Here is a 25,291-nt window from a genome sequence, read left to right on the forward strand (position 1 = left end):
TGGTTCTTTTCAGTATGAAAAGAAACGTTAAAAACGACGCCTCTCACGCACCATCAAAAGCTATACTGGAACAGGAAAGGAAGGTATTGCTCGAACTTGGCAATGACATCACCAAGATCCGGGAGAAAAATGACCTGATTACCCTGTTCAAAAAGCGTATCAAAGGCCTGTTTTACTTCACTCATACCATCATCACCCTCATTGATCATAAAGACGAAACCTACTGGCCTTTTCTGCTCGATAACGAAGGCTCCCCCATCCGCTCCCATCCCCGTTACAAGGAAATGGTGGCATCGCACTTTTCATTGAACGACCCCTTCATTCAGGGCGTATTGCATTCGGAAGAACCGGTGTCTTATATCCTGGAAGACATCATGGACAATCCGCAAAGTCCCCCGTTCCTGCGGGTCAATTACGACGGTGGGGTGCGGGAAATCCTCATGACCCGACTCATGAAAGAAGGAAAGCCCATGGGCTTTATACACCTCTACTCCGATCGGACAGACAGCTTCACCGCCGAGCTGAGAGGAGTCATGAAAGGCTTTGCCCCACAGCTTTCCAGCGCAGTATCCAATATTATCAAGAATGAAGAAATACTGAACAAGGAAAAGGAAAAGTCGTTTCTGCTGGACTTCAGCAGTGAGATTGCAGCAGTGCGCACCAAGGAAGACCTCACCCGTGCCCTGCGCGCCGCCCTACGTAAACTGGACCAGGATAGCGGCTTTGTGATCCGCAGGGTCAATGAAGATAAAACTACACTCACCGCCTATGTGTACGACCTCGGCACCATTCAGCGGGATGAAAAGGCCTTGCAGGTGCTGGTGAAAACGAAATACCCTATTAACGACGGCCTTCAAAACCGGGTACTTAACAGCTCCATTCCCCTGTTGTTTAACGTAGAAAGGGAAATACAACGAGGCATCACCTCCAGCTATCTGCCCCTCTGGAAAAAGATGGGCTTCAAAAATTTTGTTGGCGTGCGCCTGCGCAATGGAACAACCAACCTTGGTATACTATTGCTCGATATCCAGGAGATAAAAATAGAATTGCTGCAGGGCATCTGCTCCCAGATATCCACCGCACTGGCCAATATCATGGCCAATGAGCAGGTGATCAAAAAGCAGGAAGAACAGGCCTTTCTGCTGGGTTTCAGCAGCGCCATCACCAAGGTACGCACCAAAGCAGAGCTGCAGGCAGCGATTTCGGAAGTGCTGGCACAAACCATGAATACCCAGCTGGCTATGATCCGCGTATTGGAAGATGATGGTATTCATATGAGTTTGTTCATGTCCGACCCCACCTTGTTTGCAAAGGCAAAGGTGGATTTCGATAAGAAGTCGTCCCGTACCATCACCGTGCATGAGCAGTATACCTCACAGGTGCTGGCCAGCAGGGAGGGCGTGGTTTTCAACGTGCAGGAAGAGCTGAAAAAAGGCAGTGAGTATGCGAAGCTTTGGAATACTACCGGGTTTAAAAATATGTACGGCCTGCCGCTGCGGGTGGGCGATAAAAACATTGGTACCATATGGTTGCTGGCAGACATGCTGGGGCCATTGCTGCTGAAAGGCATCTGCTCGCAGATTGCCATTGCCGTGGCTAATATCCTGGCCAACGAAAAGCTCATCGCCTATAAAAAGCAGCTGGAAATTGAAAATGACTACCTCAAAGAACAGATCAAAACCATCTATAATTTTTCAGAAATCATAGGCAGCGGAGAAACCATGCAGGAGGTATACCGCCTGATGGGACTAGTGGCAGAATCCAATACCACAGTTTTGATTTTGGGAGAAACCGGTACCGGCAAGGAATTGATTGCAAGGGCCATCCACAGCAGCTCCCCGCGAAAAGAGCATTTAATGGTGAAGGTCAACTGCGCGGCGCTTCCTGCTAACCTGATAGAAAGTGAGTTGTTTGGCCATGAAAAAGGTGCATTCACCGGCGCCATCGACCGGCGGCTGGGCAAATTTGAACTGGCAGATAACAGCACGCTGTTCCTCGATGAAATTGGGGAGCTGCCGCTTGAAGCGCAGGCCAAGCTGTTGCGTGTGATCCAGGAAAGAGAGCTGGAACGCGTAGGCGGCAAACAGGTAATCAAAATAAATGTGCGGTTGGTAGCTGCTACCAACCGTAACCTGGAAGAGGAAGTAAGGGCCGGCCGTTTTCGTGCAGATTTGTATTTCCGGTTAAATGTATTCCCGATTTCACTGCCGCCACTACGGGATCGGATGGAAGACTTAGAAGCCCTCACGCAGTTCTTTGTCCGCAAATACAGCAGGAATACAGGTCGCAACATCCGCAAGATTTCCCCGCGCGTTATACAGCAGCTCCGCAGTTACACATGGCCGGGTAATGTGAGAGAGCTGGAGCACCTGATTGAAAGAAGCATATTATTGACCACAGACTGCACTTTAAATGATATTTATATACCGCGGAACAATGATTCCGACAAGCAGGAGCAGGCATTTCTATTGAACCGGACACTGGAAGAAGTGGAGCGCGCCTATATTATAGAAACGCTGAAACGCTGTGCAGGAAAGATCTCCGGTGTGGGCAGCGCCGCAGAGGTATTGGATATTCCCGGCAATACACTACACTCCAAAATGAAGAAACTGAAAATTACTAAAACCGACTACTTCTCGTGATGTCAATTCCCCATATTTGGTGAAAGCGATGGTGGTTTCACTGAATAAAGTGAAAAATCGATAGGGCAATTTTATATTTTTTATTGATTATCAATTATTTACGCGCATTGGCACAGCGTTGGCCTAATAGGTAACATCACTAAAAAATAAAAATCAAATCATGAAAATCGTCGTAATAGGAGGTTCTGGCCTCATAGGAACAAAAGTAGTAAACAACCTTCGTCAGGCGGGTCACCAGGTAATTGCGGCCTCACCGGCAACCGGCATCAACACCATTACCGGTGAAGGGCTGGCGGAAGCGATGCAGGGTACAGATATTGTAATAGATCTGGCAAACTCTCCTTCATTTGAGGATACTGCGGTGATGGAATTTTTCCAGACAGCCGGCCGTAACCTGCTGGCAGCAGAAATTAATGCAGGAGTGAAACATCACGTGGCATTGTCTATCGTAGGTACCGACCTGATGCAGAACATTGGTTACATGCGTGCCAAACTGGTACAGGAAGACCTGATCAAACAATCGGGTATCCCCTATACCATTGTACGCAGCACCCAGTTCCTGGAGTTCCTGGGCGGCATTGCCAACCAGGCCACTGAGGGCAACGAAGTACATTTATCGGATGTGCTCGTTCAACCAATTGCCTCCGACGATGTTGCTAGATATGTCGCCAACCATGCAACCGGTACACCAGTGAATGGCTATGTTGAAATTGCAGGGCCTGAACGGTTTAAGATGTATGAGATCGTTGAGCATTACCTGCAACAGGCTAATGACCCCAGGAAAGTAATACCTAATGGCAAGCCGATGTACTTTGGTGGCGAAGTTTCCCATGAAGCCCTGGTTCCTGCCGGAAAAGCAGAATTAGGCGCTATCAATTTTGATAAATGGTGGGCCACACAGGCTCAGACTGTAAAGGCATAACCACCTGAATTGCTACTTGTTGATAAAACGAAGATGACGGGTGTCAGCCTGTAGAGGCAGTTGTAACGGGAGTGCACTTTCCACCTGTTCGTGCACGAGGATATCCCCACGCCGGCGTATTTATCCGTACGGAAATCCGGTCAGCTACACTACAGGTCAACAGGAGGCAATTCATCTACTCCACTTTTTCAATGATTCCCATATGGCGGTATAATCTGCACGCTCTCTTACGGAGCGGCCTGGGAATCTTTTGTCTGAAAAACGATCTCTCACCATAAAAATCTTGCGTCATGAATATTCCATTTTTTCATCCTCATCACGAGAAGGATTTACAAAACGGCGAACCTGAATACCTCCATGTTATCCATGTAGAGCCGGATCATAATGAAAGTGAAGGTGCTGAATTCATGAACGATAACCTCCGCATGGTGGAACAACCTTTCGCCGGCGAAGATGCACCAACGCATGAGGAATAGCAGATAAAGTGCCGCGCTGCAAAAATGCAACAATAGCCAGGATTTAATACAATATAACGGATACGCATACACTACCCGAACATTTTTAAACCTATAATGATTAATCATATGAAAGATTACGTTTCACTCGCAGCAGCGCTGCAAGACCTGTACAGCATCGGCTACTGCGTGGACTTCACCACCGACACCGTGTGTTTGTACTGTGGCGAATATGATATCCGCCTTGATCCGGAAGATTTTCATATCGATGAATATGTTGAGTTGACAGCCAGTGCAGGTAGTGATGCCGGAAAAATAGTTTACGCCATCACCTCCGTTTCAGGAGAGAAAGGCACACTCGTACTCAGCGCAGGCACTTATATCGCTTCCATCAATGCCCAAATGGCAAGAAAGTTAAGGCTGGACCTCTAGGTCCCACACCCCGCTTACCACTATTCTACATGCTATTATTAACAATAATTTTCAAACCATGACACAAATTGTTAAAGCAGAAAACGACCCCCAGATCCTCAAAGAAGTGAGAGCATTTTTAAAAGTATTAAACGCCGGAAAAGGCAAGCCCATTGAGGAGCTGACCCCGGCAGCGGCGCGACAGGTACTGACGGATGCACAAAATTCCGTGGCAGTTGATTACTCCGGCATCGAAGAGTCCCAGCTCACCATCACACAGGATGGGCTGGAAGTAAAGCTCCATATTACCAAGCCGCTTAATTGTCCAGTTAACGCACCCGTGTTCCTGTACATTCACGGTGGCGGCTGGGTGCTGGGCGATTATCCCACTCACCGGCGGCTGGTGCGCGACCTGGTGGTAAATTCCGGTGCCGTAGCCGTGTTCCCGGACTACACGCCATCTCCCGAAGCAAAATACCCGGTAGCTATTAACCAGATCTACGCGGCATTGAAGTGGGTAGCAGAACGAGGTATTGAAATAGGCGTAAACGGTAAGAACCTGGCAGTAGTGGGCAACAGCGTAGGCGGTAATATGGCGGCAGCCACCGCACTGATGGCGAAAATGAAACATGGCCCCGCCATTAAACAACAGGTGCTGCTGTGGCCTGTTACCGATGCAGATTTTAAAACGGAATCCTATAAAGCCTTTGGCGAAGGACGCTTCCTCACCAGGAATATGATGAAGTGGTTCTGGGATAACTACCTGCAAGAGAAAAAAGACCGTAAGGAAATATATGCGTCACCGTTACAGGCGAGCCTGGAGGAGCTGAAAGGCCTGCCACCGGCGCTGATCCAGACAGCGGAAAATGATGTACTGTGCTCCGAAGGGGAAGCATATGCCCGCAAACTGAACGAAGCCGGGGTGGCGGTTACTCTCACCCGGTATGGTGGCCTGATTCACGACTACGGTTTACTCAACCCACTGGCCTCCGTACCTGCTGTACAAACAGCGCTGTTACAGGCAGCAGCAGTGATCCGCCATGCGTTAAAAGTAGATGTTGCAAAGCATACCTACGAAAACGCTGAACGCTCCTTTGTAATTAACTAACTAAAAATCTGAGGTTATGAAAATTGTAGTTATAGGAGGTACCGGCCTGATTGGTGCGCGACTGGTAGACAAGCTGAAAAAGGAAGGTCATACCGTAATTGCTGCTGCCCGGCAAACCGGCGTCAACACCCTCACCGGTGAAGGTCTGCCCACCATCATGCGCGATACTGAAGTAGTGATAGATGTTTCCAATACGCCTTCTTATGAAGGCCCCGCCAGTGCTGCATTTTTTCCCGCATCTACCACTAATCTGCTCTCGGCAGAGCAATATGCAAACGTGCGCCATCATATAGCCTTGTCCGTTGTAGGTGCAGAGCGGCTCCAGGAAAGTGAGTATATGCGCTCCAAAATAGCGCAGGAAGCACTCATCGAGGCTTCCGGTGTACCTTACACCATCCTGCGCTCCACCCAGTTTTTTGAGCTGGCCGGACGTATCGCCAATGCTACCACCATCAACGACCAGGTGCATATTTCTCAAACGCCGATGCAGCCCATTGCAGCAGATGAAGTGGTAGCTGCACTGGCCGCTATCGCCATCAGACCGCCACAAAACGGTACCATCGAAATCGCCGGCCCGGAAACCATGCCGATGTATGAACTCATCCGCTACTTCCTCAACGAAACGGAAGACTCCCGGCAGCTGATTGAAGATCCCCAGGCGACCTACTTTGGCGCATCATTACAGGACAACTCCCTCCTGCCCGGCGACCATGCCATCCTCGGTAAAATAAGGTACGAGGACTGGTACCACCGCCGCCTGACAGGACAAACCATTGCATAACCTCAGCTTCATCTCTCTTTACAATTTTAAAAACAACGATCATGACTCCAATAAAAAAAATAAGCGCCGCCTTATTACTGTTAACCATTGTGTTTCAGACAGCCACTGCCCAGGTGGCCCCTAACAAAATCAAGAATATCGTTTTTGTACACGGCGCATTTGCCGATGGCTCCAGCTGGGCAAAAGTATTCCCCCTGCTACAGGCGAAAGGCTACAATGTAGTAGCGGTACAAAATCCGCTAACCTCCCTCACAGATGATGTGGCGGCCACTAAAAGAGCCATCGCGCTGATGGACGGTCCGGTGCTCCTCGTAGGCCACTCCTATGGCGGCATGGTGATATCCGCCGCAGGTAATGATCCCAAAGTAGTGGGCCTGCTGTATGTATGTGCGCTGGTGCCGGATGAAAACCAATCAGTCGTAGATGTAACCACGCCATACCCCGCGCCAGGCAGTGCGGAATTCAGACCGGATGCAGAAGGTTTCCTGTCCCTTTCTCCTAAAGGCATCAAGGAATATTTTGCACAGGACTTGCCCCTGGAAGAACGTAAAGTAGTATACGCCACGCAAGTACCATGGGCTACCCGCGCTACTACCGAAAAAGTTGCAAACCCAGCCTGGAAAAACAAGCCATCCTGGTTTATCATAGGCCTGGAAGACTACATGGTACCTCCGGCACTGGCAAAAGCGGAAGCAAAAATGATCAATGCTAAAACACTGGAGTTGAAATCCAGCCATATCCCAATGGTATCACAACCTAAGCGTGTAGCAGAATTCATCGCAACTGCCAGCCAGCAGTTATAACCGAATACAAACTCAAATTTATAACGACAAAAACCCAGAAAAAATGAACGAATTTTTGATTGCAATCCACAGAGATCTGACCAGCAAAACCCCGGTTCCAACACCAGAACAGATGAAAGAAGCCATCCAGCCATACCAGGAATGGATTGCCAGCATTGCCGCACAGGACAAGCTCGTAGCGCCTGTTAAAAGATGGGATGTTGATGGCCGGGTGATCAGCCACGGTAAAAAAACACATCACGGTCCTTATGTGGAAGATCATACCTCCATTGGTGGTTTATTCCTGATCAAAGCAAAAGACTATGAAGAAGCTGTTGAAATTGCGAAGGCTTGCCCGATTGTGAAATACGGTGCAGTTGTGGAAGTACGCATGGCCGTACCGGCAGCTTAAGAGTGGATGTACAGGAGCGCCCCTTCCAGGTGCTCCTGTTTTATTATTCTTACGGTAGATTGCTATCTCTCTATCACCTTAATAGCAATACCCCAGCGCGAGCTTTTACGGTCCAGCTTACCCGCTACCAGGCGCCATACATCTGACAGTGAAAAAATAAGAATCAGGTGAAACATACTAATGTTGACCTGAAATACCAACGCCGACATTACCGTAAATACGATCAGCAATAAAGTCACGGAAATAATATTGAACGGCAGCTCAAAAGGCAGGAAATACCTGGGCTGCAAAGCAATGTGATAAATAAAGGACTTCCTTTTCCACTGCACCCAAACCAGGAAATAAATAAACAGGTACAAAACTACCAGGTACCAAATGCTTACAATTTGCCGCTGCGCTTGTAACTGCCAGAAAGCATTAAAGAGAATCAGCGAACCCGGCTGGGTATTTAGATAGGTATCGTGCAGGTCCTGCTTAAAATCGCCCACCAGGATATACCTGTTCTTCAGGTACAGATCAAACAGCTCCGGTGTAATATTCATAAGCGACACCAGTTCCCCTAAACCAATTTTCGTATAGCCTCCCTCTGTGAAATCATGCGCCCGCAGGTATAATTCAGGTATCTGTGTGTTAAAAGCAATACCCGCCTGCCGGAAACGAGTATAGAAGGGATGCAGCACAGCGCCACCGGGGTTCATATCCAGATACATTTGAAATGGAACCATAGTATCACCCCTGGCCCCGGTAAACGGAATTTTATATATACTTCCGGATTGCAGGCGCAAGGTAGCCGTAGCAGCACGCACACCTAATATATTCCGCTGCAACGTATCCGCTTCGTAGCTGTTAACCGCAAGAAATTTATTACCCAGGACTTTAATACCGGCTACCAGTGCACTATCGTCAGGAGTGGATATATCAAACACTACATCAGCCAATATATACCGCACCTGCTGCTGATGCGCCACTATATATGCCAACAAGTCCGCCAGGTATTTCCGGTTGGTAATTACGTCATTTGCTGAACCTTCTTCATTTAACGGCACCAGGTATTTTGCGGCCGACACATCAATAAAAATCACGGAATCCGCCGATGGCTTTCGCATTTCTGGCCCTGCGATTTTGAGCAGCTGGGTCCATTTATGCACCGTCATATCCAGCCCGTTATTGTATGGCAGCGCCATCCAGACAAAGGTGGCTGCCATCAATAAGAGCGTGTAGACATGCAAACGCAGCAGCCCTAAAAACCGCCATGCAGAAGTAAATTTCATTTATCGGATATATGCGGCGGTATGCCTTACAGAAGAAATGCCCGAACACTTTTTCCGGTTAGGAGAATCGATTTTTTTAAGCTCCTCCCTGAATTCAACCACGTTATTGGTGCCGGGAGGTAATGTAAGCACCTTTGTCCAGAAACCATCTTCCACGAAATTATCCGGATCAGCCACACAATTTTTGTAATAACCATATGGCAATTGAACACCTATTTTGATCGTGTATTTTGAATCGTTGAATACACTGTATGCCCTGATATAAATATGCCCGTCCGAGGTAGACTCACTATCACGACTATACTCACTCACCCGAATAAAATCCGCTGCTGGCTTAGCCGGAAGTGGCTCTTCCACCACAAATACTTCACCTTTATTGGAATAAATTTTACCATATAGCAGGTTGCGCTTCATAAAGCCTTCCGCATCTGCTACTGACGCAAACTGTTGACTGCCTTTGGTTCCACGTTGATCTACATAGTAATAGTATTTCTTTTCCACCACAACCGGGGCAGGTATCTCATTGGTTTTAGGGAGAAAATAAAAATCGCTCCGGATACTGCTGTTTTTAAACGGCGTTTGTAAGTCGTTGGTAAGCGTAGCCACATCATTGGTTACATTGTTGAACACCTGGTCGATGGTGAGTCCTGGCTTCACAATTTCCTGTTTGAGGTAGTAAGTAAATACACCATTCGGGAGATTGTAATTGCCTCCATCCTGTGCGGTGGAGCCGGGCAGGGCGGCAAACGCGATATAAGTACCTTTTGGGGCCGACATGGTAGCCAGTCCCGGGCTGCTGGCACTCCTGGACCAGCTCCGCGAAAAAGGATTATCCCGGCATGCATCCAGGATAAGCAACTTCATACGCACTCGCTTTTCATCCATATTTCCCAGTACCTGGTTTACATTCAAGGTATTAAATTGTGCATCGGTAGCGGAATTCAGCGTAGCGCCAACAGGAATCAGATAGTTCTGTCCATTGATCTCGATGCCATGGCCGGCGTAATAAAATACGGCCATATCATTACCGCTGATGGAGTTATACCATTCCGTGAGGTTGGTAAGCAGGGTACGTAAGTCATTATTTTTAAGGAGGGTCACTTCAAAGCCAAGGCGGGTGAGCACTTCCGACATATCATTGGCATCATTGAGTGTATTATCCAGGTTTCTGCCTTTTTCATAATCACTCATCCCTATCACCACTGCTTTGCGCTTCTGGCCGGTGGGATTTTCTGCAGGAACTTTTATTACACGGAAGTTCCTGGTTTGCGCTGATACAACTAAGGCAAACAGCATACACAAACACATAATTATCAGGTAACGCATATGGGGGTTATTTTCAGGGTCTATTGATGTTTAAAACCGATAAAAACCGGCACAGCAGTGCGTTTAGCGGATGCTGCATCAAATGAAATTTTATTTTTATCGAATGCTACCTCTTCGTCATTCACAATCCTGCCGGCTAGCGCTTCTTTTACCGCTTTCACAAAGCTCTTGCTGGAATTTTGCAGACTGCTTTTGATCACGTTCATATCCAGTGGTTCCTTAGAGTAGATCACGCAGAGATAATCTTCTCCGGGTGTTTCATCCATTTGAATATAATGGCTTTCATCCGGGATGCTCACTTTCACTTCGGAGCGGAAGTCGAGCAGGGCGGAAATATTCCTGGATTCATCCGGAAACAGCTGTACTACCGGGCTGCGTTTGGCATCGGTACCCAGCAGGTATACATATGCGGGCTGGGCGCTGGTAAACTGCAAGCGAAAATTAGTATTGGAAGGATACGCCTCTGCGATATTGTAAGTCATTTCATCTACATTGGTGAGTCGCAGGCCGCGCACGCCATTTTCATTTCTTACAGCTTTCATATCGTTGCCATTGGCCAGTACCAGGCTGAAGGAGCCCGATAATTTTTTCAGGGTATCAACCACGATTACCGGTGTTATAGTATCCGCAGGCACCAGTGGCTGTGGTTTCACCTCGTCATATACGGCAATGGCTGCACGCAGTATTCTCCGGAGGTCCGCATATTTCACGTGTATAAACCCACCGTTACCCCAGAACGGGCTCCAGCTGTTGAGGATTTCCACCGCGCCTTCTCCGTTTGAAAAGTTGTCGTCATAACCGATGATGCAGATGGCATGGCCACCCAAATGATTATCAAAAACGCCGTTCCAGACTTTGCCTTTAAAGGTGCCATAGCAGTCGATTGCCGCGATGATGGGCTTTTTCTGACTGATAGCAGTTTTAATATTAAATAGTGTTTTCTTAAACTCTTCTTCTGGTGCGTTGGCGCCATAGCGCTCATTCAGCGCCTGAAAATCCTTGATGGTATAGTTCATCGCTGCGGTACGGTAAGGTTGCAGGTTGGCGTTGCAGCTGAAATTCAGATCGCTCAGGAAAGGAACACCGCTGGTTTTCATCAGTTGCACTGCCCTGGAAATGGAGGCGCCTTTGGAGCAGTTGAGGTCATCGCTGTCTTTGATTTGCTCGTATATAAAAGTGGGTGAAAATGCCTGGTTGGTGATGTCATTGGTGGCGGTGAGGTTGTTGCGCACGGCCCAGGAAATGGTCCTGGTACCGTAGGCTGCCGACCAGCCAACACAGGTGCCAAAGCGGCCCTGGTCGCCCGGGATGGGACAATATTTTTTCAGGGAAGCGGCGTTCGGCAGGTAGTCCCTGGTTTTCACGCTGGCCATTTTCGGAATCGCCTCAAACGCTGCGGCAGTAAGTGTATTACCGGTGCTGGCATTCACCTGAAAACCGTATTTGGTTTGTAGTATTTCTCCTATTGCTGTCCAGTAGGGAGATGTAAAAGTTGCCACGCAATAAGGGCTGATGTAGGTAAACACCAGTTCGGAAATATTGCCTGCATGAGCTCCCAGCAAACGGCATAGAGAATCTACCAGCTGCACCTGTTGCTGCGCGCCGTATTCGGCCTGATACGCTCTGGTGCCCAGCGTAGCCACGGAATTTTTGTGGATGGTAGCTGCCACCAGCTGCATCAACTCCGATTTTGGCTGCTGCTGATAATCTTTATACCGGATCACACAAACACCCTTAGGTGATAACAGATGTACTTCCGGGCTTACCATTCCATTTGGCCGGAATAACAATACCGCATTGTTTTTGATATTATCTCCCTTCTTTACTGGCTGGGAGTTTTCCAGCATAATATTTCCCTTTACGGCGATGACAATATTCTGGCTATGTAATGGAGGGATGACTACAAACAAACACAGAATAAACAGGAGTGCTGCATACTTCATGACTGGTATATTTGGATATGATTTTTGGGGGACGTGACACTATTATTTTACGCGCACGTTTTCATTTTTGGAATTAATTTTTATCTCGTACAGAATTCACACAACACAAAAATAGCGGTTTTCCTGATATCACTTCATAATTGTTTGGTGAACGGGTTGTTAACAAACAATCCCCACCGGGATGGTGAGGATTGTATAAAATTGCTGTTGCCTGCCGGCTACTTTTTCTCTCTGATTAATCGCAGCACATATTCCATCTGCGTATCTTTTCCGTTCATAAAATCGGCGTAGCTGGGCCATACTTCATAGTCCGGCATAGTACCGCGGCCTTCCGGCTGATTAGGTTTTACCGGCGCATCCTGGGTAACGGCTACCATAGAGAACTGCGTTTTTATTTTGGAATTCGGCAGTTCATATACCAGTGGAGCGTGACCGTTATGATAGTAATAACCACCTACGGTTTCCACACCCACGATGGTGGTATTTCTGGCGTATGCCCGTACCAGTGAGGCCAGGTGTGAGGCTGCTGAGGCGGTATTTTCATCTATCAGTAAATACAGATGGCCTTTGTAGGCAGGCTGCTTGGGATGGTATACCGGGTTGATCTTCGGGTTTTGCATACTCTTGCCATCCTTGTAAGGCAGGTAGGTTTCCTGCAGATACTGAAGGCCTGCTTTGATTTCCTCCGCGCTGTATTTCTGACTGGCGCTTACTCCCCAGAAATACTGTGAAAAAGGTATTGCATCCCGGTTAAAGGAAATATAGGCAGATTCATTTTCTTTGAAGTCATGGTCGGTCAGGTACATCATCGGTTGCTCGAAGTTAGGATCGCTGCCACCTGGATTACTTCTGATATCGATCACCAGGTTAGGCACTGCCTGTTTATCCAGCTGTTGGAAGATGCTATCTACCCACCTGGCATATCCCGGGAATGCCGGATCATCTGATCCCCAGGCCATGCTGAAAATACGGAAGTTAAGCAGGCCGGTTTTATCATCCAGCATACGGAAGCTATATTTCGGCTGCACGTTATAGTCGATAATACTATCCAGCTTAGCGCTGTAGCGGCCCACGAGGTTTTGCTTGCGCGTTTCCAGGGTCACTGCCGGCAGTGTGGCAGATTTCACTTCGTTGGAATTGGGTGGCGTGAACGTGAGTACGAATTGGTTGTGTATACCATATTCCAGGAGGTAGCGCACACCGTAGGCGCGACTCACACTGCCCGACAACTTCTGCGTGGTCGTATAGCCGTCGCCGGTAAGGTATTTATAGAACGACTGCATCAGGGTAGTATCCCTGACACCGTTGATACTCAGGATTCGGGAGCCGGCAGGGATTTCAGGTAGCTGCTGGTTGAAAATCATTTTGCCTTCCAGGTACTTCAGGTCATAAGGAAAAAAGCCCTGCGAGCGGTTAAGATACTTGAACAGGTCCGCGCCCACCTCGGTGTAGTTATGGCAGCTGCCCTCAAAATCAGTGAGCTGGAGGATGATCTTAAAAAATCCTGTTATCGGCAATGGCTTTTTAACAGCCGCATAGGCCCATTTATAAATGCTGTCAGTTTCCTTTTTGGAATGATAACGGTATATGCCTGAATTGGCTTTTTCGCGGATATCGCGGAACAACTTCAGGTCCGCCTGCATTTCTTTGGGTTGCAGCATCCTGTTATAGATTTTAAGGCTATCAGTTGCCGGCGCAGGTTTGGTTTGGGCTACAGCTGTAACTGCCGGCAGTTGGGCGGCGAGCAGTACAAGCAAAACTAGTTTTCTCATAAATCGTTGCTGCGTTTTGCAGAATTGGTTGAAATGTTATACTGCAAGCTACAAAACTAATCCCTTCAGCACAATATTTATTCCTACTCCACCAGCCTGAGTTTATAATCCCGTGGCGCCATCCCTTTTATTTTTCTGAAGTAGCGGTTAAAATTGGTGAGCGTGTTAAATCCGCAGGTTGCCGCAATTACACCGATGGAGTGCTGATCCGCAGCAATAAGTTTACAGGCATGCGCGATGCGGACCTCATTCACGAAGTCCACAAACGTTTTTTGGGTGCGGGATTTAAAGTAACGGCAAAATGCCTGCTTGTTCATGAATGCCAGGGCAGCGGCTTCGTCCAGGCTAAGCGTATCCGAAAAGTTAGCGAAAATGTATTTGAATACCCGGTCCATTTTTTCATTATCCTTGTTGGAGTAGGTATTAACGTACCCGGCACCTGCCAGCTGTTCATATTCCGCAGTCGCAGTTAGCAGCTGCAATACTTCCAGCAATAAAATCAATTTCGCCGGCCCGGGTGGCTGGTCGGCCATCCTTAACAATAACTGTTTCAGGTCCTCTTTCGTTTGCCCATAGAATTTCATCCCTCTCCTCGCCAGCTCCAGGCAGGTGGCGATTTTTTTCACACTAAAAAACGGCGATAAGAGTTCAGTAAGTTTACCGGCATGAAAAAACAGGGCTACCGATTTAGCTGGCGTTCCTGTTGTGATTTCCTTATCCCCTGTACGGTTATACCATACATGTGGAATATCCGGCCCCAGGAGGGTCAGTTCTCCCGGTTCAAAATTTTCTACACAATCCCCTACTACCTTATGCCCTGCACCCTGCACGATATAGGTCATCTGGCACTCCGCATGAAAATGAAACTCGGTGGTAAAAAACGGGCGCTCAATCAACCGGGTGGTAAACACCTCATTTTCCAGTCCCTCTAATACCTTGGCATATACAGGCTTCATATTAGCACTTATTTAAACCCTATTCATACATTTTGCTAATATAAGCCCAAAAATCATCACTTCCCGTTTAAAATTGCATCACATTTGTCCATACTTTCGTAACAGTTTCACGTTTACAGCTATGCACATGCTACATCAAAAGATCATATTACTTACCGGAGGTGCTGCAGGCATTGGGTGGGCCTGTGCTCAGGCCTATGCGGCCAATGGAGCAACCGTATGCATTGCCGACAAACAAGCGATTTCGCCGGCGCAAATGGCTGTATTGGGCAGCGGACATCTCTACCTGCCTTGCGATGTGAGCAAGGAAACAGCCGTAAAAGAAGCAATTGCACAGGTAATAAATACCTACGGCCGTCTTGATGCGATTCATAACAATGCTGGCATCACCCATCCTTCCAAACCCTTACACGACACTACAGATGAGGAATGGGACCTGTTGTTCCAGGTGAACCTGAAGAGCATACTGTACACTGTACGTCATGGCATCCAGCATCTCACCAAAACAAAAGGCTGCATTTTAAATACCAGCTCTATGGTAGGCGACATAGGGCAGGACAACCACGCCGCCTACGTAGCCACCAAAGGGGGTGTAAATGCCCTTACAAAAGCGATGGCGCTCGATTACGCCCCTTTAGGCATCCGCGTAAATGCCATTAGTCCGGCAGCCGTTAAAACGGAGGCTCTGGATGCCTGGAGCAAAGCGCAGCCTGGCCACGCTGCCATCCAACAATACCTGGATCACCTCCATCCCCTTGGCAAAATGCCGGAAGGCGATGTGATTGCCGATACGGCCGTGTTTCTGCTCAGTCATGCCGCCCGGTTTATTACCGGCTGTATCATGCCGGTAAGCGGAGGCGCTGAACTAGGCTACCGTACTATACTTTAAAGCAAAATATTCCTGAAATAAATGATCGCAAAAGTAACAATCAGCGACCGGCGGTTTGCACTCGCAAAAGGCGCCGGCAGCGACGCCGTGCACAGAGATCCGGTATACTCCTATGCTGTTACACAGCTCACAGACGAACAACACCTTACCTCCAGCGGACTCGCCTTCACCGTAGGCGCCGGCAATGAACTGGTGTGCAGCGCCGCTAAATTTTATGCGGACACCCTGGTGGGCAGAAATGTGGAAGAACTCATGGCCGATTTTGGTACCTGGTTCAGAAACGCCTCCAATGAACAGCAATTCCGGTGGCTGGGACCACATAAAGGCATCGTACACCTGGGCCTGGCCAGCGTTACCAACGCCTGCTTTGACCTGTGGGCCAAACAAAAACAGGTGCCTCTCTGGAAACTCCTGATCGACTTATCACCAGAGGAAATTGTGAATACCCTGGACCTCTCCTACCTCGAGGATGTACTCACCCGCGAAGAAGCCATAGCAATGCTTCAGGAGCAGCAGGCTACCAAACAGGAAAGGATGAAGATCCTCACCCAGGGCTACCCTGGCTATGATACTTCAGTAGGCTGGTTTAATTATAACAATGAACAGGTACGCGAAAACTGTAAAAAAGCCATCGATGCAGGCTTCAATGCCATGAAGCTGAAAGTAGGCGCCACCGATGCTGCCAGGGATATTGAACGTGCTAATATTGTGCGGGAAGTAGCGGGTGCCGACAGAAAAGTGATGCTCGACGCCAACCAGCAATGGACCTTACCGCAGGCGATTGCTATTTGTGAGCAGCTAAAACAAATGAATCCTTACTGGATCGAAGAGCCCACTCACCCTGATGATATCCTGGCGCATCAAACGCTGGCTAAACAGATTGCACCATTAAAGCTGGCGCTGGGTGAGCATGTACCTAACCGCATCCTCTTTAAAAATTACTTACAGACGGGCTGCGCTTCTTTCATGCAGGTAGACGCCGTGCGGGTAGGTGGGGTAAGTGAATTTATCACCGTCAGTTTGCTATGCAAAAAATTCGGCGTACCGGTTGTGCCACACGTAGGTGATATGGGACAGCTACACCAGCACCTGGTGCTGTTCAATCATATTGCCATGGGACATGAAGCATTGTTCCTGGAGCACATCCCACATCTTAAACCGTATTTCACACAGCCTGTGCACATCGAAAACGGCGTGTATGTAACACCGATGGAGGCAGGCAGCAGTTGCGATCTCTTACCGGCCTAATACTTTAATATGATGATATCCACAACAGACATCACCATTAGCATTTTATACCTGCTGCTGATTGTTACCATCGGGTTATGGATTCCTAAGAAAAAACAGGACACCATCAGTAGCGATGAGTATTTTCTGGCAGGAAAAAATCTGAAATGGCCTATGATCGGCCTGGCATTATTTGCCAGCAACATTTCCTGCTTGCATCTGGTGAGTCTTGCCCAGAGCGGGTTCGACTCCGGGTTGCTCAACGGCAATTTTGAATGGATGGCCTCCTTCACGCTGATCCTGCTAGCCTTATTTTTCATTCCATTTTATATCCGTTCCGGTATTTCCACTTTGCCCGATTTCCTGGAGAAGCGCTACAACAGGGCATGCCGGGACTGGCTGGCCTTTGTATCCATTTTATCCGCCATCGTTATCCATATTGCCTTTTCGTTTTTAGCCGGTGGTATTGTGCTGGAAACCTTGTTTGGGGTAAACATGTACGTTAGTATAGGTCTTATTGCCCTGCTGACGGGAATATACACCATCATTGGCGGTTTGCGGGCGGTGGTAGTAACGGAAACTATCCAGAGTATTGTACTCATTGGAGGGGCGCTTATCATCACCTGGTTTTCATGGCAAAAGGTAGGCGGCTGGGAGCCACTTACACATGTTTTATCTGTTGAGGGAGAGATGAACAGGCTGAGTATGATACGGCCCATAGGTGATGCCAGTGGCCTCAGCTGGATCGCCGTATTTTTGGGTTATCCGGTGCTCGGTATCTGGTACTGGTGTGCCGATCAAACCATCGTACAGCGGGCATTAGGCGCTAAAGATGAAAACCATGCAAAAACAGGCGCTATCTTTTGCGGGTATATAAAACTGCTGCCGGTATTTATTTTTGTACTACCGGGTTTACTGGCCTATGTGTTGTATAAATCCGGCACACTGGATCTGTCGGGCTTACCCATGATACAGCAGGGCGACCATATGGTACCCGATTCCAAAGGCATTTACACGCTTATGATTACGCAACTACTGCCGAAAGGGCTGGTGGGCGTACTCATTGCGGCTTTGCTCTCCGGATTAATGAGCCAGATTGCCGGGGCACTCAACTCTATCAGTACTCTGGCCAGTTATGATATTTACAAACGCTTTAAGCCAGCGGCTACAGACAAAAATCTGGTCGCAGCCGGACGTTGGTCCGCCGCTATTGCACTCGTAGTTTCGCTGCTGTTGCTGCCGCTGTTGAATAGATATACCAGCCTGTTTGAAGGCATCAACGATGTGATTGCCCACATAGCGCCACCTATTACCTGCGTGTTTCTGACAGGTATTTTCTGGAAGAAAGCATCCGCAAAGTCGGCCCAATACACCCTCTGGTGGGGATCGCTGGCGGGGATCATTGTATTTGTAACCGGTAAACTCGGTGCAGGCCCTGCTATTCCTTTTATGATGATGGCATTTTACCTGTTTGCGGGCTGTTTGCTATTGCAGATAGTATTATCCTACTGCTACCCGGTGGTACATACGGAGCAAAGCAACCAGCTATACTGGCGTTCCATTGCGGCACCGCTGCGGATTCCGGGCTGGAAGGGCTTAGCCAACTACAAAGTGCTTTCCGGCGGACTGCTGTTGATCATGGCAGTATTATATTTTCTTTTTCGATAACTATTAATCTCGTGTACAATGAAGAAAATTAGATTAATCGGGGTGCTCTTCCTTTTGGCCATCACTAACGTGTATGCGCAAACGAAAGATATTGCACTCAAAAAATTCATGGGTGATCGTTTTGGCATGTTCATTCATTGGGGACCTGTTTCACTCCGAGGCACTGAAATTGGGTGGAGTCGTGATAAAGAGGTGTCCAAAGCGGATTATGATAATTTATATAAAGAATTTAACCCGGTGCTGTTTAATGCAGACGATTGGGCAAAGGCAGCCAAAGATGCGGGCATGAAATACCTGACTATAACTGCCCGCCACCATGATGGGTTTTGCTTGTGGCCATCTAAATTCACCAGTTATACCATTGCCAACACACCGTATAAAAAAGATATTGTAAAGGCGCTTCAGGTGGCCTGTAAAAAGCAGGGGATTAAGTTCTGTATTTACTATTCTGTGCTGGACTGGCATCATCCGGATTATCCCATCCATTCGGCGCACAATAACACCGTAGACCCGAAGTCGGATATGCAACGGTATCTCACTTATATGAAAAACCAGCTGAAAGAGCTGATCACCAACTATGACCCTTATATGCTCTGGTTTGACGGGCAGTGGGAAAGTCCATGGACCGATGATATGGGTAAAGAGCTCTACGCTTACCTCCATCAGCTGAAACCGGACATCATTACCAATAATCGCCTGGGTAAAGAATTTGCCGCTATGAAGAACAAGGAGATTGATGTGAATAAGATGGTGGGTGATTACGACACACCGGAGCAGGTGGTGGGGCGACTGAACATGACGATGCCCTGGGAAAGTTGCTTCACGCTTTGCAAGCAATGGGCCTGGAAACCGAATGATAAAATACAGTCGCTGGAGCAATGCCTTTCCATCCTTAGCCGCACTGCCGGCGGTAATGGTAACCTGCTGCTCAACGTAGGTCCTATGCCGGATGGCAGAATAGAAGCCCGTCAGATCAAACGTTTACAAGAGATAGGGGATTGGCTGAAAGTGAATGGGCAGGCGGTATACAACACACTGGGAGGACCTTACGAACCAACCGCTAACTATGCCACTACCAGAAAAGGCAATAGCATCTACCTATATGTATTAAAAACGGATACAGCACAGCTGACGTTAAAAAGTATACCTGATGTGAAGATAGTGCGCGCCCGACTGCTCAATGGGAATGCAGTAACTATAACGGAAAAAGATCAGCTACTTACGGTGCAGTTGCCGGCGAACAAAAGAGGACAGCTGGAATACATCATTGAGCTGGAAACCACTACCAATACAGAAAAACTACCTGTTGTACAATGAAAATACGCCTCCATACGCAGCTTTTCTGCCTGCTGGTATTAGCCGCCTGCAGTTCCAAAACCAGCACCCGTTATGGCATGGTCACCGGACTTAAGCCCGAAAAGGTGGCCTATTATAAGCAATTGCATGCAGCGGTATGGCCGGCAGTATCCGCAAAAATCAAGGAATGCCACATCACCAATTATTCGATTTACTTCAAGGAGATCGACGGGAAGCCTTATCTGTTCAGCTATTGGGAGTATACCGGCAACGATTACGCTGCCGACATGGCTGCCATGGCTGCGGATACCACTACCCAGCGATGGTGGAAAGAAACAGCGCCCCTGCAGGCTCCGTTACCTGATGCCGCTGCAAAAGGTGAAACCTGGGAACGGATGGAGGAAGTGTACCATCAGCGCTAGTAAATCGTTACATTTTTTGCAGGAGTGATAGCACATATCACTCCTGTGCTATTTTGCAGCGTAAGCGTAGCTTTCACGATGTAAGACCCGGGCTGTGTGTAGGTATGCGTTCCCTTTAGCACCGACAGGCTTTCGGTTTTACCATCTCCATAATCAAAAGTAATGGAAGTGATGACGATATCACCGGTGTAGCTGATGGTGTAATCGAACTTGCGTGCATTGGCGGGGTCTTGAGCATATTCAAATTTGACCGAATTGGATTCACCGAGGCAGTCGATGTCTGTATGTTCTGTTTTACCACAGGCGGTGAACAGGAGGAGTAAAAAAAATGATAACTGTTTCATGTCGGGGTAATCTGGAGGTTGAAAATTGGATTGGGGTACCTAGATAACAACGCTGCAAGATTTATGTTCACGAAAGGCTGGGTGTTGGCAAACGCGCGAATGATTTGCTGATGAAGCGTGTGGAGGAACTGGAGAAAAAAGTTCAACCATCGAAATAAATGAAAGGGGGTGTATCGGCCATGATACATCCCCTTTCAACATTATATCGTTAACCCGCCATCCATCACAAATTCCGCTCCGGTAATAAATCCGGCGGCATCATCACATAGGTAGGCCACCATTTTAGCCACATCACCGGCAGTACCGATTTGGCGCAGTGGGATGATGCTTTTCAGGTGTTCATAGGTAGCTTCAACCGCCTGTTGATCTGCTCCTGTTTTGCTGAGCACTTCTGTTCTGGTAGGGCCAGGACTCACGATATTGACCCTTATTTTCCTTGCTGCCAGTTCAGCAGCAGCAGTTTTAGCGATCGAATTCAAGGCCGCTTTGCTGGCCTGGTACATAGAGCTCATGGGCTTATACATGTTGGCTACTATGGAGGAGAGCATCACCACGGATGCGCCATCGGCAAGCAGCGGTATAAATTTGCTCAGGGTGAAGTAGGCCCCTTTGAAGTTGATGTTCATCACCTGGTCAAAATTTTCCTCGGTGGCATCAGCAATCAGCAGCTGATGGCCGGTGATGCCGGCGTTAACAAAGAGGATGTCGAGGTGTCCGTATTGCTGCTTTACTTCCGCTACGAGGGTGTTGGTATCTTCCAGACTGGCCTGGTCGGCCACAAAGTAGGCGGCGCCTATTTCTGCCGCTGCCTTTGCAAGTGCCGCCACTCTCCTGCCGGTGATGATTACTGTTGCTCCCTGTGCCACCAGTTCCTGTGCTGCTGCATATCCTATTCCGCTGTTTCCGCCGGTGACTAACGCCGTTTTTCCTGTTAACTTTTTCATGCTTTTAAATTTTCCTCAAAATTATAGGCAAAATGGTATACTTTTGTAACCAGTATCACCGAGTATACCAGTTAAACTTTATATTATGGAAAGAAGTCAGACCGAAGAATTAATGGCCTTACAGGATACGCTCTATTTCATCGGGGGCAAGTGGCGGGTACCTATCATCAACTCGCTCTGTAATGGCAACAGGCGTTTCCGGGAAATAGAGCGTAGCATTCCGGGCATTACTACCCGTATGCTATCCAAGGAACTGAAGGAAATGGAACTGAATAAGCTGCTGGTACGAACCGTTTATGATGAAATACCAGTGCTGGTGACTTATGAGCCTACCCCTTATTGCCGCACATTTGGGAATATTATACAAGAGATGATTAACTGGGGACGGGCGCATAGGAAGGTGGTGATAAAGCAGTAGCGTAGCACCTGCATCTCCCTAAAAATTAAAATCCCACAGCTACAGTGCTGCGGGACTTTACTGAATCTATGCTGATAAAAAATGCTGGCTTTATTCATCTTCCTCCATCGGATCATTGGTAAACTCCAGCAGATCACCCGGCTGGCATTCCAGTGCCCTGCAAATGGCGTCCAGCGTGGAGAAGCGGATTGCTTTGGCTTTCCCGGTTTTGAGGACCGAGAGGTTTGCCAGTGTTAATCCTACTTTTTCTGATAGCTCGCTCAGGGAAATTTTACGCCTCGCCATCATCACATCCAGGTTTACTATTATGGCCATATACTATACTGTTAATTCGTTTTCCGTCTGGATTTCAACACCCCGTTTGAAAATTTGTGATAAAATAAATACCAATCCACCCAGTATCAAAAACTGTTCTATAGAAATTTTATCCAGGGAGATGTTAAGGTCCTTGCGGATATAAGCCAGCTGTGTATTATACAGGTACGCAATGGCAGCCGCACTCAGAAAAAAGTAACTCATTTTTTCCAGAAGCCGGACTGTTTTTGGTGTAAACGGGCTTTGCATTTTTACACCGGATAAGAGCTGCAACATAATCTGTGACAGGTATACCTTTACCAGACTAAATACGATCAGCAACGAGCCCACACTGTAATACTGCAGTGGCCCCTGCTCTTGTAATGTTGCCAGTTGCGACCAGTCCATCAGCTTTGGTGCGATGGCCGGATTAATCAGACTTACAATAAAGCAAATGAGTACGGCGCCGAAGTTGATGGACAAGCCAATGAAAACAATCCAGGCAAATACGTACATCACTTTTAATAACTGTTGTGTTTTAGTATAGGAGGAAGTAATTGCGTTCATAAATAAATCATTTTTCTATTTCAAATATACGATAAATATTTATCGATAATCGATAAATAATAAATATTTTTCGATAAATATTGAAACAGATTGATTTTCAGCTTTTATGCGTCTCTTTCATGATTAACCAAACTGCGATGCCGGATAGGAAGGTTAGCAATCCCGCAATATGAACGGCCCATATCAGCCCAAATACACTTGCCACCACTCCTGCCATCAGTGCACCCACTGCATAACCCATATCCCGCCAGAAACGGTACACACCTAATGAAGAGGCACGCCATGCAGGATGTGCCGCATCACTCACCGCCGCCAGCAAAGCCGGATATACCATAGCTGTACCGGCTCCTAGCAACACAGAGCCTGCCATGCCCGAAACAAATGGCGAAAACCATTCAAAACCAATGACTACATGGCCCAATACCTGCACCATCATCCCCCACACGATCAGCGGCTTGCGACCGAAACGATCCGCCAGCGGACCGGTGATAATCTGACCTACACCCCACACCACCGGGTAAATAGCCTTGATCCATCCCACACCATCCAAACCTACCCCCATGGAAATAAACAGGAGCGGAAACACTCCCCATGACATACCATCATTCAGGTTATTAATCAGACCAGCCTGTGATACCGCAAACAGGTTTCGGTTTTTCAGCGATGTTTCTTTGAACACCCATAGCAGGTCCGGTTTGTGCGTTTCTTCTCCAGGGGTGGTAACAGTGGCAGATTCAAGTGCAGCAAATGCGCGGGTATCCCGGATCACAAAAATGGAAAGCAATAATCCGATTATCGTATAGGCGATACCGATATAGAAAGGTTGTGGGCGCAAACCATATGCTGCAGCCACATAACCCGTAAACAAAGCCGTGAGTCCTACAGCTCCGTAGCCGGCGGCCTCATTGAGCCCCATCGCCAGACCGCGCTTCTTAGGTCCTACGAGGTCAATTTTCATATTCACCGTCATGGACCATGCCAGGCCCTGACTAATACCCAATAAAACATTGGCGCCAATAATCCACGCCCAGGTAGGTCCCCAGGCCAGAATAAAAGGAACAGGTAACCCAAACAACCATCCCAGTACCAGCACGCGCTTACGGGTATACCTATCCGCAAGTACACCGGAAACCAGGTTGGTAAAAGCCTTCACCACTCCAAATGCGATGATAAAAGAAAAGACGACAATGTCTGCACCTATCCCAAACTCCTCCGTGCCAATCAGTGGCACCACCGTTCTCTCCAATCCCACCATTCCTCCCACCATCATGTTCACCAACACGAGCAGGGTAAATTGCTGCCAGTTTTCTTTTAATCCAAGCTGTATTTGCATATATGATGTCTTACACCCCATTCCCATCGCTGCTCAGCACCTCACTCATATAATCAAAGAAAGGACGCATTGCCTTAAACGTTTTATTCGCCTCCTCCAAAAACCCAGGGCTCAGCACCTCCTCATCGGTAAACCAACGACGGAGTAAAAACTGTTTGTAACGCAACAGGTCAATCGCAGGATGATCGTTAGGAAACCCTTTGGGAGCGGTTTTCAGCTGCTCGCCTTCCAGCGCACCAAACATCGTCACAAATGATTTGCTGGTGATGATCTTGCGCAGTGGCCCATCGTCAAAAGCAATATCATCGCGGATCAGTTTCAGGTCTTCCGGCACAGGCCCCCAGAAACCACCACCCAGGAAACTATTGCCCTTTTCGATCTGAAAGTAGTACCCGCCACGGCGCGCTTTGGTAGCGCGTTTGAAGCTACCGCTGAAATGGGTTTTATACGGCGTTTTATCGTTGGAGAAACGGGTATCCCGATATATACGGTATAAACTATGCTTGCCGGAAGGCGTTTCTATTACATCATGTTCGTTCATTTTTTGTAAGAGCGCCTCTGCAAAATTCTCCACCTGGTGGAGCTCCTGCTGATACCTGGCTTTATGCTCATGAAACCATTCCCTGTTATTATTGGTGCGCACGTCCTCCAGGAAATTAATCACGGAGCGTTCAATCTTAGGTTGTTCTTTTTTCGCCATAGTGCGGTTTTTTGCGGACTAGAATACTTCCCAGCCGCCGTTTTGTGGATCATATTTTTTGAATTCATCGGAGTCAGCAAACTCGGAAGCAGTCATACCAGCTTCGAATACACTTTCCTCATCCCAGCCTGCGGTGAAATACAAACCTGTTTTAGTAAGTAAAGCAGTGAGATTATATTCCGGATGCTTATATTGTAACTGCTCCGGCGCCTCATTGATCAAATTGAATTCGTAAGCACCCAATCGCTCCTTCAGGCCCTGAAATTGCTCTTCAGTAAAGGGTTCCAGGTTTGCGGGGTTATCAAAGAAACCTTCGATTTTTCGCTGCTGTTCCTTTTCCATCGTTTCCGTTCTGAATAATTGTACATCGAAACTCATATGACATTTGTTTTGGAGGATTTAAAATTA

Annotated in this window: 26 protein-coding genes; 14 read left to right on the forward strand and 12 right to left on the reverse strand. The window is 47.8% G+C overall.

Annotation, left to right across the window (positions count from 1 at the left end; translation table 11 throughout):
- Window positions 1-14 precede the first annotated feature (14 nt).
- The 8 genes from KW844_RS20455 to KW844_RS20490 all read left to right on the forward strand — a co-directional run bounded on the left by KW844_RS20455 (window position 15) and on the right by KW844_RS20490 (window position 7,513).
- A complete protein-coding gene (locus KW844_RS20455) occupies window positions 15-2,642 on the forward strand; it encodes a sigma 54-interacting transcriptional regulator (protein ID WP_218378646.1) in 2,628 nt (875 codons plus the stop codon).
- Window positions 2,643-2,802: 160 nt separating this feature from the next.
- Window positions 2,803-3,564, forward strand: a complete 762-nt coding sequence (locus KW844_RS20460; protein ID WP_218378647.1) for an SDR family oxidoreductase — start codon at window positions 2,803-2,805, stop codon at window positions 3,562-3,564.
- A 290-nt stretch (window positions 3,565-3,854) separates the two neighbouring features.
- Window positions 3,855-4,040, forward strand: a complete 186-nt coding sequence (locus KW844_RS20465; RefSeq protein ID WP_218378648.1) for a hypothetical protein — start codon at window positions 3,855-3,857, stop codon at window positions 4,038-4,040.
- A 108-nt stretch (window positions 4,041-4,148) separates the two neighbouring features.
- Window positions 4,149-4,451, forward strand: coding sequence for a hypothetical protein (locus KW844_RS20470; RefSeq protein ID WP_218378649.1), 303 nt, complete (start codon window positions 4,149-4,151; stop codon window positions 4,449-4,451).
- A gap of 58 nt (window positions 4,452-4,509) precedes the next feature.
- On the forward strand, window positions 4,510-5,538 hold the full coding sequence (locus KW844_RS20475; protein WP_218378650.1) for an alpha/beta hydrolase: 1,029 nt from the start codon (window positions 4,510-4,512) through the stop codon (window positions 5,536-5,538).
- 16 nt (window positions 5,539-5,554) lie between these two features.
- Complete coding sequence (locus tag KW844_RS20480) at window positions 5,555-6,319, forward strand: SDR family oxidoreductase (RefSeq protein WP_218378651.1); 765 nt, start codon at window positions 5,555-5,557, stop codon at window positions 6,317-6,319.
- Window positions 6,320-6,360: 41 nt separating this feature from the next.
- Window positions 6,361-7,122, forward strand: coding sequence for an alpha/beta fold hydrolase (locus tag KW844_RS20485; protein WP_218378652.1), 762 nt, complete (start codon window positions 6,361-6,363; stop codon window positions 7,120-7,122).
- 43 nt (window positions 7,123-7,165) lie between these two features.
- Window positions 7,166-7,513 carry a YciI family protein gene (locus tag KW844_RS20490; RefSeq protein ID WP_218378653.1) on the forward strand — a complete coding sequence of 116 codons (348 nt, stop codon included), beginning with the start codon at window positions 7,166-7,168 and terminating at the stop codon, window positions 7,511-7,513.
- 62 nt (window positions 7,514-7,575) lie between these two features.
- On the opposite strand, the gene KW844_RS20495 is transcribed toward KW844_RS20490, so the two are convergent.
- The 5 genes from KW844_RS20495 to KW844_RS20515 all read right to left on the reverse strand — a co-directional run bounded on the left by KW844_RS20495 (window position 7,576) and on the right by KW844_RS20515 (window position 14,781).
- Entirely contained in the window at window positions 7,576-8,784 is a 1,209-nt protein-coding gene (locus KW844_RS20495; protein ID WP_218378654.1) for a CHASE2 domain-containing protein, read from the reverse strand.
- The gene (locus tag KW844_RS20500) at window positions 8,785-10,110 is read right to left on the reverse strand and encodes a caspase family protein (RefSeq protein ID WP_218378655.1); all 1,326 of its coding nucleotides are present in this window, start codon (window positions 10,108-10,110) and stop codon (window positions 8,785-8,787) included.
- A gap of 20 nt (window positions 10,111-10,130) precedes the next feature.
- Entirely contained in the window at window positions 10,131-12,053 is a 1,923-nt protein-coding gene (locus KW844_RS20505; protein WP_218378656.1) for a C1 family peptidase, read from the reverse strand.
- 218 nt (window positions 12,054-12,271) lie between these two features.
- Window positions 12,272-13,825: a S41 family peptidase gene (locus KW844_RS20510; protein ID WP_218378657.1), complete on the reverse strand. Its 1,554-nt coding sequence runs from the start codon at window positions 13,823-13,825 to the stop codon at window positions 12,272-12,274.
- 83 nt (window positions 13,826-13,908) lie between these two features.
- The gene (locus tag KW844_RS20515; RefSeq protein ID WP_218378658.1) at window positions 13,909-14,781 is read right to left on the reverse strand and encodes an AraC family transcriptional regulator; all 873 of its coding nucleotides are present in this window, start codon (window positions 14,779-14,781) and stop codon (window positions 13,909-13,911) included.
- A 127-nt stretch (window positions 14,782-14,908) separates the two neighbouring features.
- Between KW844_RS20515 and KW844_RS20520 the strand changes: the two genes are divergently transcribed.
- The 5 genes from KW844_RS20520 to KW844_RS20540 are packed head-to-tail and all read left to right on the forward strand — an operon-like array spanning window position 14,909 to window position 20,283.
- A complete protein-coding gene (locus KW844_RS20520; protein ID WP_255578555.1) occupies window positions 14,909-15,670 on the forward strand; it encodes an SDR family NAD(P)-dependent oxidoreductase in 762 nt (253 codons plus the stop codon).
- Between the two features lie 21 nt (window positions 15,671-15,691).
- Complete coding sequence (locus KW844_RS20525) at window positions 15,692-16,918, forward strand: enolase C-terminal domain-like protein (protein WP_218378660.1); 1,227 nt, start codon at window positions 15,692-15,694, stop codon at window positions 16,916-16,918.
- Between the two features lie 9 nt (window positions 16,919-16,927).
- Window positions 16,928-18,565 carry a sodium:solute symporter gene (locus KW844_RS20530; protein WP_255578556.1) on the forward strand — a complete coding sequence of 546 codons (1,638 nt, stop codon included), beginning with the start codon at window positions 16,928-16,930 and terminating at the stop codon, window positions 18,563-18,565.
- Window positions 18,566-18,583: 18 nt separating this feature from the next.
- Window positions 18,584-19,882 (forward strand): alpha-L-fucosidase, encoded by a 1,299-nt coding sequence (locus KW844_RS20535; RefSeq protein WP_218378661.1) that lies wholly within the window; start codon window positions 18,584-18,586, stop codon window positions 19,880-19,882.
- Window positions 19,879-20,283, forward strand: coding sequence for an L-rhamnose mutarotase (locus KW844_RS20540; RefSeq protein ID WP_218378662.1), 405 nt, complete (start codon window positions 19,879-19,881; stop codon window positions 20,281-20,283). Before KW844_RS20535 ends, KW844_RS20540 begins: the two co-directional genes overlap by 4 nt.
- Here KW844_RS20540 and KW844_RS20545 read toward each other — a convergent pair.
- Together KW844_RS20545 and KW844_RS20550 are read right to left on the reverse strand one after the other, a co-directional pair.
- Window positions 20,280-20,627, reverse strand: coding sequence for a PKD domain-containing protein (locus tag KW844_RS20545; protein ID WP_218378663.1), 348 nt, complete (start codon window positions 20,625-20,627; stop codon window positions 20,280-20,282). The two genes, KW844_RS20540 and KW844_RS20545, sit on opposite strands and share 4 nt — an antisense overlap.
- A gap of 200 nt (window positions 20,628-20,827) precedes the next feature.
- Entirely contained in the window at window positions 20,828-21,571 is a 744-nt protein-coding gene (locus tag KW844_RS20550; protein WP_218378664.1) for an SDR family oxidoreductase, read from the reverse strand.
- An 85-nt stretch (window positions 21,572-21,656) separates the two neighbouring features.
- Between KW844_RS20550 and KW844_RS20555 the strand changes: the two genes are divergently transcribed.
- Window positions 21,657-21,989: a helix-turn-helix domain-containing protein gene (locus KW844_RS20555; RefSeq protein ID WP_218378665.1), complete on the forward strand. Its 333-nt coding sequence runs from the start codon at window positions 21,657-21,659 to the stop codon at window positions 21,987-21,989.
- Between the two features lie 90 nt (window positions 21,990-22,079).
- On the opposite strand, the gene KW844_RS20560 is transcribed toward KW844_RS20555, so the two are convergent.
- The 5 genes from KW844_RS20560 to KW844_RS20580 all read right to left on the reverse strand — a co-directional run bounded on the left by KW844_RS20560 (window position 22,080) and on the right by KW844_RS20580 (window position 25,261).
- Window positions 22,080-22,304, reverse strand: a complete 225-nt coding sequence (locus tag KW844_RS20560) for a helix-turn-helix transcriptional regulator (protein WP_218378666.1) — start codon at window positions 22,302-22,304, stop codon at window positions 22,080-22,082.
- A gap of 3 nt (window positions 22,305-22,307) precedes the next feature.
- Window positions 22,308-22,850: a DUF2975 domain-containing protein gene (locus KW844_RS20565; RefSeq protein ID WP_218378667.1), complete on the reverse strand. Its 543-nt coding sequence runs from the start codon at window positions 22,848-22,850 to the stop codon at window positions 22,308-22,310.
- Window positions 22,851-22,947: 97 nt separating this feature from the next.
- The gene (locus KW844_RS20570; RefSeq protein ID WP_218378668.1) at window positions 22,948-24,183 is read right to left on the reverse strand and encodes an MFS transporter; all 1,236 of its coding nucleotides are present in this window, start codon (window positions 24,181-24,183) and stop codon (window positions 22,948-22,950) included.
- Between the two features lie 10 nt (window positions 24,184-24,193).
- Entirely contained in the window at window positions 24,194-24,883 is a 690-nt protein-coding gene (locus KW844_RS20575) for a DUF2461 domain-containing protein (RefSeq protein ID WP_218378669.1), read from the reverse strand.
- Window positions 24,884-24,901: 18 nt separating this feature from the next.
- Window positions 24,902-25,261, reverse strand: a complete 360-nt coding sequence (locus KW844_RS20580; protein ID WP_218378670.1) for a hypothetical protein — start codon at window positions 25,259-25,261, stop codon at window positions 24,902-24,904.
- Window positions 25,262-25,291 lie beyond the last annotated feature (30 nt).

It is taken from the genome of Chitinophaga sp. sic0106, assembly GCF_019219075.1.
In the GTDB taxonomy this organism is placed as follows: domain Bacteria; phylum Bacteroidota; class Bacteroidia; order Chitinophagales; family Chitinophagaceae; genus Chitinophaga.